The sequence below is a fragment of the Rufibacter psychrotolerans genome (genome assembly GCF_016924645.1).
Lineage (GTDB): Bacteria > Bacteroidota > Bacteroidia > Cytophagales > Hymenobacteraceae > Nibribacter > Nibribacter psychrotolerans.
This window is the reverse complement of record NZ_JAFFJV010000020.1, coordinates 50,956-65,305: the sequence shown is the minus strand read 5'-3', so window position 1 is coordinate 65,305 and position 14,350 is coordinate 50,956. Positions and strand designations below refer to the sequence as shown.

8 protein-coding genes are annotated in these 14,350 nt (G+C 58.5%); all 8 read right to left on the bottom strand.

Going from position 1 to position 14,350, the window contains the following annotated elements; all coding sequences use genetic code 11:
* Entirely contained in the window at positions 1-3,981 is a 3,981-nt protein-coding gene (locus tag JT718_RS17315; RefSeq protein ID WP_205504049.1) for an AAA domain-containing protein, read from the bottom strand.
* Positions 3,982-4,265: 284 nt separating this feature from the next.
* Positions 4,266-5,687, bottom strand: a complete 1,422-nt coding sequence (locus JT718_RS17310; protein ID WP_205504048.1) for a sensor histidine kinase — start codon at positions 5,685-5,687, stop codon at positions 4,266-4,268.
* 294 nt (positions 5,688-5,981) lie between these two features.
* Positions 5,982-8,624, bottom strand: coding sequence for a PAS domain-containing sensor histidine kinase (locus JT718_RS17305; RefSeq protein ID WP_205504047.1), 2,643 nt, complete (start codon positions 8,622-8,624; stop codon positions 5,982-5,984).
* A gap of 289 nt (positions 8,625-8,913) precedes the next feature.
* The gene (locus JT718_RS17300; protein ID WP_205504046.1) at positions 8,914-9,870 is read right to left on the bottom strand and encodes a ComEA family DNA-binding protein; all 957 of its coding nucleotides are present in this window, start codon (positions 9,868-9,870) and stop codon (positions 8,914-8,916) included.
* A gap of 695 nt (positions 9,871-10,565) precedes the next feature.
* Complete coding sequence (locus JT718_RS17295) at positions 10,566-11,468, bottom strand: SDR family oxidoreductase (protein ID WP_205504045.1); 903 nt, start codon at positions 11,466-11,468, stop codon at positions 10,566-10,568.
* A 10-nt stretch (positions 11,469-11,478) separates the two neighbouring features.
* Positions 11,479-12,102, bottom strand: a complete 624-nt coding sequence (locus tag JT718_RS17290; protein WP_205504044.1) for a peptidylprolyl isomerase — start codon at positions 12,100-12,102, stop codon at positions 11,479-11,481.
* A 32-nt stretch (positions 12,103-12,134) separates the two neighbouring features.
* Positions 12,135-13,079, bottom strand: a complete 945-nt coding sequence (hemC, locus tag JT718_RS17285) for a hydroxymethylbilane synthase (protein WP_205504043.1) — start codon at positions 13,077-13,079, stop codon at positions 12,135-12,137.
* 11 nt (positions 13,080-13,090) lie between these two features.
* A complete protein-coding gene (gene holB / locus JT718_RS17280; RefSeq protein ID WP_205504042.1) occupies positions 13,091-14,212 on the bottom strand; it encodes a DNA polymerase III subunit delta' in 1,122 nt (373 codons plus the stop codon).
* Positions 14,213-14,350: the final 138 nt, after the last annotated feature.

Sequence of the window (14,350 nt, the reverse complement as noted above, 5' to 3'; positions counted from 1 at the left end):
TTAGGTCAGTTCGGTTAGTCTCTGCCAGACTTGCTGGGGCTGGCTCCAGAACTGCCGACTGTACACCGCCCCAAATTTCCAGCCCCGGGCCTGCAGGCGCAGGGGCACATCGGCGTGCGATGCCTTGGCAGACGGGCGACGGAAGTACAGATCGTCGTCGGTTAACACTACGGCCTGGTAGCGGTTGCCGTTGCGCAAAGTGAGGTCGGCGAAGGGAAGTTCCAACGCAATTTTCAGATTTGTACTATTCTGCGCGAACGTCTCCAGCAGCCGTGGGTACAGCAGCAAGGCAGACGGCACCTGCGCGGGCGCCTGGGGCTTGGGCGTGAACCCGCGCTCGCTCACTTCCCGCGCAAACGCCAGGTAGTCGCGCAGCAGCCGGGGGCCGGGGTGCTTCACCTGCTCCACGGGGAACTGCTCGGGCCACAGGCTGGTGACCACGTACACCCGCTTAATGGCCCGCGTGATGGCCACGTTCAGGCGGTTTTCGCCCTTGGCCGCGTTCAGGCTGCCGAACATGGCGCGCACCACGCCGCTGGCGTCTGGCGCGTACCCGATGGAGAAGATGATGTACTGCCGCTCATCGCCCTGGATGTTCTCAATGTTCTTCACGATGAGTTCCTGGGGCAGGGGCACGTTCTGCACCTGGGCCTGTTCTTCCAGCAGGTCCTGCACCAGTTGCTGCTGCGGAAAGTTGAAGGTGATCACGCCAATGTTGGTCTGGCCCTGCCCCAGGAGCTCAAACACCAGGTCGCGCACGCGCTCGGCCTCTACCCGGTTGGTCTGGTTGTCCCACACGCCGTCTACCTTGAGGTACTGCAGGGCCGGTTCGGCCGCGTTCATGGCCTCCAACCGGGGAATGAGCTGTAGTTTCTCGCGGTAGAAGTTCTGGTTGGAGAACTGAATCAGCTCGGGGTACTGGCTGCGGTAATGCTCAGAGAGCAGGGTCTGCGGCAGGTGCAGCGCACTCAGCTGCAGCAAAGACTCCACCAGCAGTTCCTCGGTTTCCTCCTCGTCCGTCCCGAACCGCACGCGGTACAGGTCTGAAGGGCCCAGCTGCTGCTCATCACCGGCAATCACGGCTTGCTTGGCGCGCACCATGGCCGGCACGCCCACCTCGGCGAAGCACTGCGAGGCCTCGTCAAAGATGACCAAATCAAAGATCCGCTCCAACGGAAACAAGGCCGACACGGTCTCGGGCGAAGCCAGCCAGCAGGGCAACAATTGCCGGATCTCGTCGCCGAACTCGGCGTTGAGTTTGCGCAGCGGATACAGCATGCGTTTTTTGCTCACCTGCGTGAGCAGGCGGCGGTACGTGACGGGGTTGCCCAGCCGGTTGTACTCCATGTTCTGGTAGGTCTGCTCGCGCAGGTTGAGCAGGATGATCTGGCGGCTCAAATCGGCTTTCTGCCTGATTTTTTCCTGCAGCTCGGTCTCCAAGCGCTCCAGTTCGCCGGTACTCACGATGGTGAGCACGGGGCTTCGGCCTTCCAGCTGTTGCAGCCACGCTAAAAGAACGCTGTTCTCCATGGCCCCTAGCTGCGCCTCTACGCTCTGGGGCACCGCCAAGCGCACCTCTTCCAGCCAGGCCCGCAACTCCGGCGACAAGGTCTGCACCAGCGCATCAAAGGCCACCATGCGGTCAAAGTGCTCGTGGAGGCTCTGGGTCATTTGCTGGGCAGCCCCAGGGCTGGTGATCATTGCTTCCAGCTGCGAAGGCGTAAACCACTGGAGCCAAACCTGCCGCTGCTCCTGCAGAGCCTGGAGTTTTGGCAGCGTTTCCTGGAAAACAGCCGAGAAACGCGCCGGGGCCACCTGCAGCAGCCCATCGGGCAGCACGTCATAGGCCAGCAGCCTCTGCACCGTCTGGCGCAGCTCCCAGGCCTGCCGCAGGTAGCCCAGCTCCCGCGCGGCCTCCTGGCTGAAAATGTTGTGCGGAATTTCCAGGGTGGGCTCCAGTTCGCGCAGGCTTTTCCACTGGGCCTGCAGCGGCTCAAGCTGCTTCAGGGCCGCGCGTAAAGGCTCCACGGCCGCGTCTGGTTGGGCGATTCCCTTGCCCTGGGCGAACGCCGACAACCGCTTTTTAGCCGAGGAAAAGCCCCAGCCTATCTTGCTGAAGAAGCCGCTTTGCGCCTGGTCGTGCGCCGCTAGTAACTGAGTTACCTCAGCTGCCTCCTCGGGCGTGAGTTTGATGGGCGCCGCCGCTGTTTCTTCCTGCAGTTGGGCGAGCAGGGCCTCGCGGGGCTGCTGGTCTTTGTTTTGGGCCAGATTCCCGAAAAACAGCCTTGAAACCGCCTTGTCCTGCAAGGTGGTCTGGATTACTTGTAAAGTGGGCAGCTCCTGCAGCAGGGCTTGCAGGGCATCCCACGGCTCGGCCTGCGGGGGCATCAGTTCCTTCACCTGTTCGGCCATGGCGGTCACCGAGCCCGGAACAAAGGCCAGCAGCTGGGCTAGTTTCTGGCGCTCGGCCCAGGTGTGGAGATGGAAGGAGCGGCGCTCGTTCCACGGGAAATCTGGGTGCAGCAGCAGGCCCGCGTCTTGCAGGTAATGCAACAGGCGCGGCCGCCACTCGGGCCAGGTCTGGGCGGTGAACTGCTGGTAAATGCCCTCGGCGGGCAGGTGCGGCGCGCGCGGGTTGCTGCGCAGATACAGCTCCTTGGGCGACCAGCCGCAAAGGGAAGCATCAAACAGGGCCTCCTTCAGACCATTCAGCCGCTCCGAGATCTGGTTGATGCGCCGGCTGGTTTCCAGGAACTGCCGCTCGGCCTGGATGTTGCCCAGGGCCACGTTCTGCCGCTTGTACTCCTCTACCTGCTCAATCTGCTGCCTGATTTTGCTGAACACCGCGGGGCGGTCCAGGTTAAGGTCGTGCACCAGGGCGCTGAACTGGTCCAGGCCGGTGGTGGAAAGGCGTTGGTACACCACGTCCAGCGCGGCCCGCTTCTGGCAGACCACCAGCACGCTCTTGCCCCGCGCCAGGTAGTCAGACACCAGGTTGCAGATGAGCTGCGATTTGCCGGTGCCCGGCGGCCCCTGCACCACCACGCTTTGGCCCGCCTTCACCTGCCGCAGGGCCGCCTCCTGCGAGGAATCGGCGTCAAAGGCGGTGAACAGCTGCTGCTCCAGTTGGGCTTGGGTGGAGTTCACCTCGGTTTGTGGCAGGAGCAATTCTTCCAGTGACTCGGCGGGCGGGTTCTCCAGCAGATCGTCGTAGTCGGTGAGCTGGTAGGAGCCGGCCTGCGGGAAGACGCCCAGTACCGCCTCGGGCTGCAGTTTCAGTTGACCGGGCTTCCAGGTTTTTTCCAGATCGCCGCGTTTGTAGGTCTTGAAGGGTTGCAGCGCGTCTTTGAGCAGTTCCTGGTTGAAATGGACATCCAGGGTACTGTCGCGCAGGAGTTCGTAGAGCTTGGTGCGGAACGGCAGGTCATCTGGGGGGAATTCGTCAAAATCCTCTTCCAGGAGGGCCTCATCGGGCTTGAGGTTGAGGTAGTGCGCGTAGGCCAGCAGAAAGCTTTTGTTGAAGAAGGCCGGGGCGTTCTGGGGCCGGGTGAGTTGCCATTGGCGTTTTTCGTTCACCCTCAGCTCCACGGGGAAGAACAACAGGGGGCAGCGCACCAGGGTGCCTTCCGGGAAAGCGCCTTCCACGAAGGGCCAGCCCACAAACAACTCCTTGGCGCCGCGCTCCTCCCAAATCATGTGCGCCCGCCGCTGAATGGTTTTGAATTGCTTGGTGAGCGGGGCCAAGGCGGCATCGCGGGCATCGGCCACGGGGCAGAGCGTGATGTTCGGCCTCCCGACCAGCAGGTCTTTGAGGTAGTCAAACGAAGGGCCTTTGTGGGCGTGGTCCAGGGCGTGCAGGTCCAGGTGCAGGCTGGAGGATGGCTTTAGCAGCACCAACGAGCGGTTAGAGCCGCTGAGGTTGAGCAGGCGGCGCTGGTATTGCTTGAGCAGTTCTGGGAGCGAAGCAGTGGCAGTAGGCATCGTACAAGGTCAGAAATTGAAGGCAGCAAACAAAGCAGGTGCAAGTTAGCCCGTATGCGGTAAACTGCTTTGCGGTAGAAACGGTTACTTTCTGCCGTTGGTGTGTGCCGTGTGTGCCGTGGCCTTAGACTGTGAAGCAAGTGGGCCACTCCCCTCCCCTTTTCGCTGAGCCCAGCCTGAAGGCGAAAGTTGCCCCTGAGGTGCGGAGCTTGGGCCGCTGGCGCTGCGGCGGCTATGCGGAGGGGGAATTTGAGGCGTTTTCAGGAAAACGGCCCCAAAACCGGTTAGGCCCTAGGGGCGCGTACGGCAGCCGCACACGGAAAGGTCACGCTAAAGGTGCTTCCTTCCGCTGGCGCGCTAGTGGCCGTGATGGTGCCGCCGTGCTTTTCCACAAACTCCTTGCTCAGGATCAGGCCCAGGCCTGTGCCGGCTTCGCGGCGGGTGCCTGGGGTGGTTACCCGGTTGCCCACCTTGAACAACTGACTGACTTTCTCCTGGCTCATGCCAATGCCGGTGTCTTGCACGGTGAGCCTGATGGCCTGGGCGTTCCCATCTGGGGCTCCTACCTGCTCGGCCGCAATGCAGACCCGGCCTTTGTCATGGGTGAACTTCAGGGCGTTGGAGACCAGGTTGCGGATGACCGTACAGACCATTTCCTTGTCAGCTTTGATGGTCAGGTGGGCGGGGATGGCGTAGTGCAGGGAAATGCTTTTCTCGGTGGCCATGGCCTGCAGCAGCTCAGTAGTCTCCAGCACTACCTGCCGCACATTCAGCTGAACCGGCTTGAAAGGCATGGAATCGGTCTGGGCCCTGGCCCAGGTCAGCAGGTTGTCCAGCAGCTTAGAGGTCTTGCCCAGGCTGGCGTACAGCAACTGCAGCATGTGGTCTTTCTTCTCCTGCGGAAGATAGTCCCTGCCGTTGGCCAGCAGTTCTGACAGCTGCACCGTGGAGTTGAGAGGCCCTCTCAGGTCATGGGAGATGATGGAGAAGAACTTCTGGTTGGCGGCGTAGGCCTCCTGCAGCTTCTCGTAACTAGCCTCAAGCTCTTCCCGGTGGGCCTCAATCTCCTGCTTCTGCAGAATGATCTGCCGGTGTTGCCGAAACTTGATGAGGTTGGCGCGCCACAGCAGCAAAGAAAGGGTGTACCCCGCCGTGGTGGCGGCCAGGCCGTTGGCCCGGTTAGACAGGAGAATCTCAGCGCTGGGCTGGTAGCTGGGCAGCAGCCAGTAGAACACCGCATAGCCCACCACAAAGCACAGGAAAGTACGTTTGGGCGGCGAAAGAATCACCAGCGATGGAATGACGCAGAAAATGAAGTAGGCGTTGATGGAGGGCGTAACGCGCTGGTCAAAGCAAGCGATGACGGCGCCTATGATTGGCAAACACAGCGGGATGCCGTAAGAAAGCAGGTCAATGGCCCATTGGCGGCTGTTTTGGCGGGCCCGGCAATAAAAAGCAACCATGCCGCTGGTGGCAAAGATCGCCAGCAGGCAGTACAGCATAGACAGGACTGCTTTTCGCCAGGCGTACTCCACGCCGGTGGAGGTGAGCAGATCCTGGTAGAAAAATCCTATGACCACCAGCATAATAGGAAGGGCCACCACCGCCAGCAAAAAAATAGCCGCCTGGTTGCGGGCCCTTATTTCTTCCTGCATCATGGGCCAGTCTGCCTTAGAAGACTTCCAGCTTCCACGTACGTATGCCAAGGGTTTCATCCTATTCTACTCCATTCACCCTTAAATCTACGTACATAATTGCATTATTTCATACTCAACCCCGCAAAACTGTCCAATATACCTAGAAGTAGGTAGCACCCGCAACTTTCCTGGCCGGCAAAGGCTTCAATCGGCGTTGCCGCTAGCAGCCAGCGCCCTTACGCCTGAAGTACCTGAACAGGGATAGCACCTGGAGCGTACGAAGGCCTTTTGCGCGGATTGGCCCGCCAGAGAAGCTGCTTTTAGGCTCTTTCTAAGAAAACAGGCCTAAAACAGGCCCCTCGCCTACTTGTCCTTGGGCAAAGGCAAATGGATACTGACGGTAGTGCCCTGCCCCGGGGCCGAGTCAATTTCTATGGTGCCGTTGAGCAGCTTCACCCGGTCATGGATAGATTTCAGGCCCATGCCCTTCCCGAAGTTCTGCTCTGGCACAAAGCCCTGGCCGTTGTCTTCCGCCTCCAGCACCAGGGCGCCCCTTTGCTCGCGCAGCAGCAGCCCGGCTTTGGTGGCCTTGGCGTGCTTCACAATGTTGTTGGCCAGCTCCTGGGCAATGCGGTACACGGCCAGCTCCAGGTGTTTCTCCAGAGGCGTATGCAGGTTGAACACCCAGCAGTCAAGCTTCAGGTGCGGGTTGGTGAGGGTGGCGCAGATGTCTTTGAGGGCCGCCTCCAGCCCCAGGTCTGACAAGGGCGTGGGAATGAGCTCGTGCGAAACCGAGCGGGTCTGCTGAATGGCCTCGGCCAGGATCAGGTCAACGCGGGTGATGCTTTCCCTCAGCTGCGGGTTCTCGTCAATCTGCTCCTCCAGGGCTACCTGGCTCAGGTTCAGTTTGGCGGCGTACAGCAGCTGCGCAATACCGTTGTGCAGGGCTTCGGCAATGCGCCGCCTCTCTTCTTCCTGCGTGTTGAGGATGGTAAGCACCAGTTCCTTCTGCTGGTTCAGCCTGATGGCGAGGTTCTCTTTCTCCAGCCGGTGAATTTCGGTGATGTCCCAGTCCACGCCCAGGACCTTGGCGGGGCTTCCCGCTGCGTTGGGCACCACGGTACTTTTCACCTTCAGCACCCGCACGTTTTCGCCCAGCTTGATCCTGAACGTTTCCTCAAACGGCTGCGGGTTTACCCTGAGGCGGTCTACTATGCGCTGGACCACGGGCAGGTCTTCTTCCAGCACGTACTCCAGGTGCATGCCCAGGGCAACGGGGAGGCCCGGCTCCTTCTGGAACAGGCGGTACAGCCCCTCAGACCACGTGAGGGTGTCTGAGGCGATGTCGTACTCCCAACTGCCCATGCCCGCCAGGGTCTCCGCCTCCCGCAGGATGTTGTGGTGCTTGCGATTCTCCTCCTCCGTCTGCTTGATCTTGGTAACGTCCTGGGCAATGGCGAGCACGGTTTCCACGGTACCTTCCTGCGACAGCTCCGGCACCAGCCGGGCCAGCAGGTGCAGACTGCCCCCAGGGGTTTGCAGGTCACAGGTGTGGTCTTTGGGCTGTCCGGTGGCGAAGACTTCCTCCAGGCTGGCGGTGAACGGCAGGGCCACCTCGGGCGGAATGCCCATCTCCAGGTTGGTTTTCCCCAGCCCCGCCCCCGGCTCCAGGCCCAACTTGGCTTCAAACCTGGAGTTGCAGTAGACCAGCCGGGCCCCGGCTTTCCAGCGGGAGATTAAATCTGGCATGTTTTCTACCAGGGCCTGGAACTGCAGCTGTTGCCTGCGCAGCTGCTCGCGCGACTTTACCCTATCAGTGACGTCAAAGTACAGGACAATGAGCCCCGTGGGGCCAGGCATGGCATTGCAGAGAAACCATTGGTCCTGGGCCTTGTGGTACACCTTCTGCAGGACCTGCTGGCGGGTTTGGGCCGCCTGCCGGATGGCCTGGGCGAAGCCCGAGTCCTGGTGGTCTGGGAATATCTCAAAGTAAGGCTTGCCCAACACTTCCTCGGCGGCCTTCTTCCAGGTGTCATAGGCCTTACGGTTGGCGTATTTGAGCCTGAGCTGGTCATCCAGCTCAAAGCACACCTCATTGATGGTGTCCAGGATCAGGTCGGTGCGCACCTGTTGGGTGATGTCCTGCACGGTGCCCAGGAACTTCACGGGCTGGCCTTCCTCATCTACCACAATGCGGCCCTTGCCCTCCAGGTAGCGCATCTCGCCGGTGGGCCAGTAAATGCGTCGTAGGTAGTGGTACGGCTGCCTTTCGGCGAGAGCCTGCGCCAGTTGCTGCCTGATCTTGGGTCCGTCGTCGGGGTGCGAGATGGAGTCTACAAACTCCAGGGTAGGCGTAAAGGAGTGAGGCTCGTAGCCCAGAATGCGGAACATCTCATCTGAGAAACGGAAGGTCAAGGTGGTTGGGTCTGCCTCGTAGCTGCCAATCTTGCCCACGGCCTCAGCCTGCCGGAGCAGGGCCTCACTGGCCTCCAGCCGCTCCTGGGCCAGCCTCTGCTCGGTGATGTCCTGCACGGTGCCGTACACGCGCAACTGGTTGGTCTGCGGGTCTGGCACTACCTCGGCCCGGGTATGCACAATGCGGGTCTGGCCATCTTGCCGGTTTATTCTGTAGACCAGGTCAAACTTGTCTGGCCCGGTCTGGAAGCGTTGCAGGGCCTCGTCAAAGCGGGCCCGGTCTTCTGGGTGCACAAAGGAGGCGAACTTTTGCACGGTTACCGGCTCGCTCTGCGGCTCCAGCCCGAAGATGCGGAACAGCTCATCTGACCAGGTCAGGTCATCCTGGGGCAACACCGACCCAAAACTGCCGAAGCGCCCGATCACCTGCGCCTCGTTGAGCCGGCGCTGCTGTTCCCGCAGTTCCCGCTCCGTTTCCCGCGCCTGGGCCATCTCTTGCCTGAGCTGCTGCAACTCGCGGAACAAGGCCTCCTGGCTTGCGGGAGACTCATCCTGGTTTTTGTCGCCAACGCCGGCAGTAGGAATGGCCATGGTACGAGTGTTTACAGGCGCGGGAACGCCCCTAGGTTAGGTACTGGGCAAGGGCTCTTCTTAGCATCTACGAATCTGCTCAAAAATAAGTAAATTATTCCTTTACAAAGTGCAGAAGATAGCCCCAAGGCGCCTGATCAGGCTGTCGCCGATGGTTTTGGAGGGCGGCAGGTTAGGTTCGTTTGTTTTAGGGCGATTTTCCTGAAAACCGCCCGAAAACACCGGTACTGACGGCGTGGCCCTGGGCTGGCGTTCAAACTCCTAAGCCGCTTGTGGGGTGGGATTTTCCCTACTGCACCGTGAGGTACGGGGCAATCTTCTGGAACCGCGTTTCATCCAGCACCTTCAGTTTGCGCAGCTCCTCCACCGCTGGGTAGGGCCCGTGTTGGGTGCGGTAGTTCACGATGGCGCGCGCCAGGTTGTACCCAATGTAGGGGTGCTGGCGCAGTTCATCAAACGTGGCGGCATTCAGGTTCAGCTTTCTGGGCTGATACGCCCTGGCCACAAAGCCGTATTTGCGCACGCTGTCCACCACCTCGGGGGCCAGGCCGTACACCTCCGCCACCTGCTCCACCGAATGGAAACCGCCCACCTTGTTCCTGAAATTCACAATCCGGGCCGACAGCTTGCTACCAATTCCCCTGATCTGCTTCAGCTCGGTGGTATCGGCGGTGTTCAGGTCAAAGGGCTGCAGCTCCCAGCGCTTGCGGGGATACTCGGTTTTAGGCCTGTTTTCAGGAAATCTGTCGTTAAACGTCCGCCCAGTTCGGTCTGATGATCGGGCGTAGCCGGGGTTTTCCTCGGGCAGGTCGATGTACGGGTGCCACAGCTGGAACAGGGAATCGGGCAGGCCATAAATGCGCTGGAGCTGGGCCTTGCTTTTGAAACCGCCGGCTTTGGCCTTGTAGTTGAGGAGACGCTGCGCGACGTACTTGTTCAGGCCCAGTTCCTGCCACTGCTCCAGGGTAAGGTCATTGGGGTTGAAGCGGTACAGCTTGAGGGGTTTGCGCCGGTACGTCAGGGCCCTCTGCTCCTCGGCCTCCTTTGCCTGCCCTTCCAGTTGCACTACCAGACTGTCCAGGGTCTGGCGGTCGGTAGTGGGGTCATACGGAGCATCTTCCTGGAAAAATAGAAAGGGGGCTACTCCTATCGCCACCATCAATAAGATGAGAATGAAAAACTGGTTGAGCTCCCGTTGGGAGAAAGAGAAGAAGTCCTGTATGGCGCGGAGCAGGCGGTTCAACATAGATTCGTACTACGCTAAACCTATATATTTATGTTTCTTAATTTACTTTCTTGCTTTTGATTGTAATCTGCTCCACAAAGTCCCCTCTGAAGGGGTAAGGGGATGTTTACACCTGCAACTTTCTCTTTCTTCCATGGTTCAAGTCTGTGACCTGGACCTAAAATGACCTGAAGTTTGCAAATCAGTGAGGCGCTAGCCTAAAAAACTCTTTGGAGCTCTTCTATGGCGCGGAAGTTACTTCCGTGCCTTTCTTTTTTTATTGCTGCTTCGCTCGCCGTTGTTGGTGTTCTCACCAACAACCCAATCTGCTCCTCAGGCCACTACTTCCTACTTCCTTGCTTCTAACTTTCGGGGTGCAACTGCGCTCTGCGGGCGTTTGTCACTTTTCTCCTTGATGAGAAAAGTAACCAAAAGAATCAAGAAGCCCCGAACTCGCTGACGCTCAAACAGGCGGGGCTTCATTTCGGTACCACCGGGCACCGTCCTTTGTTCCATAGGGAGCGTGGGCGACTGCCAATTGAAAAGCCGCTACTTGCCCCCAAGCCCCTTTTGGGTTACGCATGCGCCCAACAGGGGCTTGGGGGCAAGTAGCGGCTTTTTGCTTTTGGTGCCGTTGCAATGCCTTCATCGTCCTGCGGACGGACTTTCATATAACTAAAAAGAGCCCTCATGCTTCTGCATGAGGGCTCTTTTCTTTAAGCGATCTGCTCAGCCACAATGGCGATGCTCTCTTTGAACGTGTGCGGCTGATAGCCCAATTGCGTTTTGGCTTTGGTGATGTCAAAGCCGGTGCGGGGTGGGCGTTTGGCGGGTTGAGTGAAGATGGAGCCGTCTACTTCTTCAATCAGGTTTTTGTCCAGGTTGAAGTAGTCTGCTACTTGGACCGCCATTTGGTAGGGAGTCAGGAGTTCTTCGCCGGAGATGTTGAAGATACCCTGGGCATCGTGTTTGGTGGCGAGCCAGCAGCCTTGGGCCAGGTCCTCCGCCAGCGTTGGGGTGCGGAGCTGGTCGTTTACTACTTTGATTTGCTTGCCTTGCTCCAGGCTGCCTTTCACCCACAGCACAATGTTGGAGCGGCCGTAGTCATGCACAATGCCAAACACCAGTACGGTACGCAGAATGGCCCATTTGCAGGCGGCGTTCTTCACCAGTTCCTCGGCGGCCAGTTTGCTTTGGCCGTAGAAGTTCACCGGATTACCCTCGGCATCTTCTGAATATGGGCCGTTTTCGCCATCGAAGATGAAATCCGTGGAGACGTGAATCAAATGCACGCCGTGGCGCTCGCTGGCTTTCACCAGGTTTTCCACGGCGTCCACGTTCTGCTTCCAGCATTCTTCGCGCTGGCTTTCGCAGTCGTCTACGTTGGTCATGGCGGCGGTGTGGATGATGTGCGTAGGTTGCGTCTCTGTAATCACCTGCTCCACCTGCTCGGCGTTAGCCACGTCCATCGGCACGAAGACCACTTGGGGGAAAAGCTCGGCCAGTTTGTTGCTGCCCCTAGAGGAGGCGATGAGTTTGATGTTGGGTTCCTGGTGTAGTAAGCCAATCAGTTTCTGCCCCAGCAAGCCGTTGGAGCCGGTAATGAGGATGGTCTTCATAGAGGTGCGATTAGTCTTCGTAACGGTAACCGTATAATTCGGTGATTTTCTTTTTCTTCATCTTTTTGGCCGTTACCGTCATCTTCACATCGGTGGTAGGCCGGTCACGGTAATCTTTGGGCTGCTCCGCAATCTTGTCTATCACCGCCAATCCATCAATCACCTGTCCGTACACGGTATACTCTCCGTCCAGAAACGGAACGCCTTCGTGGTTCTCTACCAGGTAAAACTGCGAGCCGCTGGATTCCTTTTCAGGATTCATGGGGCCACCCAAACGGGCCGCGGCCAAAGCTCCGTAAATGTGCTTGTGGTTAGGCAGAATCTCCGCCGGAATGGTGTAACTAGGACCACCCGCCCCATCATTGGTGGGGTCGTTGTCTTTGGAGTTGGGATCGCCGCCCTGGATCATGAAATCATCAATGACCCGGTGAAAGGTGGTTCCGTCGTAAAACTTGTCTTCCACCAGTTTCAGGAAGTTCTGGCGGTGCTTGGGCGTGTCTTCAAACAGCACCAACCGTATGGTTCCCTGGTCTGTAGCGATGGTGATTAAGTAGTCTTTCTTGCTTTTCTTTTGCGCCATACCGGCCGTGCTAAACAGCACCAACAACGCGAACAGGAACAGGCTTCTTTTCATGTAGTTTCTATAAAACAGGCCCAAAATGGGCATTACACTCTTTCTTCTCTGATGGATTTTAAAATGCGGTCGCCGCCTTTGCTCAGCACCGTTTGGGCCAGTTGCTCGCCCATGGCTTCGGCCTGATCAGAAGGAGCAGTCATTTCCTCCACAATCAGGTCTTCGCCGTCTAAGCTGATAATACCGGCTCTTAAGGTAAGGTTATCGCCGTCGATAGTCGCCAGCGCGAAGGACGGAATGCTGCAACCGCCTTCCATGGTGCGCAGGTAGGCGCGCTCGGCCAGGAGGCAAAGGTGCGTGGGTTTGTGGTCCAGGGCAAGTTTCAGGTTGAGCTTGCGTTCCAGCGGCAGGCTTTTGGCGCACTCAATGGCCACGCTGCCCTGCCCGGCGGCCGGCACGAAGTGATCCAGCGGCAGGTGCTGCGCAATCATGTGGTCGTACTGCATGCGGGCCACGCCGGCGTAGGCGAGCAGAATGGCATCGTACTGCCCGTCTTTGAGTTTCTGGATGCGGGTTTGCAGGTTTCCTCGGCACTCAGACGTGATCAAGTTGGGGTAAAACCGCTTCAGCAACGACCGACGACGCGTGGAAGACGTACCAATCACTTGTTGTCCTTCGCCCAGTTTGAACAGCGGATCAAAGGAGATGACCACGTCATGCACTTTCTCGCGCTCCATGAAGGCCAGCAGTTCCAGATCATCGGGGATGGTGGACTGCACGTCTTTGGCGCTGTGCACGGCAATGTCAATGGCGCCGTTTCTGAGGCTTTCTTCCAATTCTTCGGTGAAAACGCCCTTGGCCCCAATTTTATCTAAAGATCTGTCTAAGACGAGGTCGCCTTTGGTAGTAATGGTGATGATCTCCACTTCCATGCCGTTGGCCCGCAGCGTATCGGCTACGTGGTGGGCTTGCCACAGCGCCAGGCGGCTGCCGCGGGTGCCTATGCGGATGGGAGACGTAGTATCTGTTGTTTCCATTTTCTCTAAAGTTAAGCAACCGGCCGGATTAGCTGCGCAATCTGGATGGAGGTATTCAGGAACGTGATTTTGGGGTGCGCGTTCCGTTCAATATGGTAATGCGCCTCGTTCAGTTCCTGCGCCAGCTGCGCCCCGTTCCCCTGGTGGATCAGCTTGGCGAACTTCTGCACAAAATCCAGCTCCGGCGCCGGTAAAAACGTGATTAATTCCTGGTCTACCCCGTACAGCAATACCTTGCGCAGCAACCCCAGGGCAAACTGCAGGAAGTTCTTCTGGTTCTCGCGGCCCAGTTTCTGGAAGTCTTCGCTCTGCTCCAGCACCCCATCAAACTTATGGTTATAGCACAGGCGCATCCAGCTCAGGAAGAACGTGAAATAGTCTGAGGTCATTTCCTGGCTCAGGACACGGGCCAGTTGCAAGTTTCCTTCGGCTAGCTGCGCCACCTGGTACGCCCGCTCCTCATCTACCTGGAACTGCTCCCGCAGGTACTGGATTACCTCGGCCTCGGTGAAGGCGCGTACTTTCACCAACTGCGTTCGCGACAGAATGGTAGGCATGATCTTGTCTGAGGCGTTGCTCACCAACAGAAACACCGTGGCGGCAGGCGGCTCCTCCAGCAATTTGAGGAGGGCGTTGGCGGCGCTGGCGTTCATGAGTTCGGGCAACCAGATCACGATCACCTTGTACTTGGCCTCGAAGGCTTTGAGCGACGTCATGCGCACCAGCTCGCGGCTCTCGCCTACCGGAATGGTGCCTTGCTTGTTCTCGGCGCCAATGAACTGCATCCAGTCGTTGAGGCTCTGGTATGGGCTGTCCGCGAGGAAAGCGCGCCACTGGGCCACGAAGTTCTTGCTCAGGGCATCCTGGTCTTTCACTTTGGTGACGGGCATCACAAAGTTGAGATCTGGGTGGATGCGCTTGCTGATCTTGTTGCAACTGGAGCAAACCCCGCAGGAATCCTGGGGCTGCGGGTCTTCGCAATTCAAATATTGGGCATAGGCCAAGGCCAGCGCCAGGTTAGCGCTTCCCTCTGAGCCTAAAAATAATTGAGCGTGGGCCACGTGCTGCGACTTCACTGAGTTCAGCAGCAGTTGCTTGGTTTCCTGATGTCCGTAAATCTGGGAAAACTGCACGGGTAAAGGTAAAAGATTCGGGATTAGAAGGCTTGGCAGGGTTTTCCGGCCAATTCCTCTGTAAAGATAACGGCGGCTCCCCGTTTTTGCTCTATTTTCTGAAAAATAGCCGCAAAACAGCAAGCCGCCGCCTATAGT

Bases quoted from the DNA above. Each gene is read 5' to 3' on its own strand.
- JT718_RS17315 (WP_205504049.1), bottom strand. From the start codon at position 3,981: ATGCCTACTGCCACTGCTTCGCTCCCAGAACTGCTCAAGCAATACCAG.
- JT718_RS17305 (WP_205504047.1), bottom strand. From the start codon at position 8,624: ATGGCCATTCCTACTGCCGGCGTTGGCGACAAAAACCAGGATGAGTCT.
- JT718_RS17300 (WP_205504046.1), bottom strand. From the start codon at position 9,870: ATGTTGAACCGCCTGCTCCGCGCCATACAGGACTTCTTCTCTTTCTCC.
- JT718_RS17295 (WP_205504045.1), bottom strand. From the start codon at position 11,468: ATGAAGACCATCCTCATTACCGGCTCCAACGGCTTGCTGGGGCAGAAA.
- JT718_RS17290 (WP_205504044.1), bottom strand. From the start codon at position 12,102: ATGAAAAGAAGCCTGTTCCTGTTCGCGTTGTTGGTGCTGTTTAGCACG.
- hemC (WP_205504043.1), bottom strand. From the start codon at position 13,079: ATGGAAACAACAGATACTACGTCTCCCATCCGCATAGGCACCCGCGGC.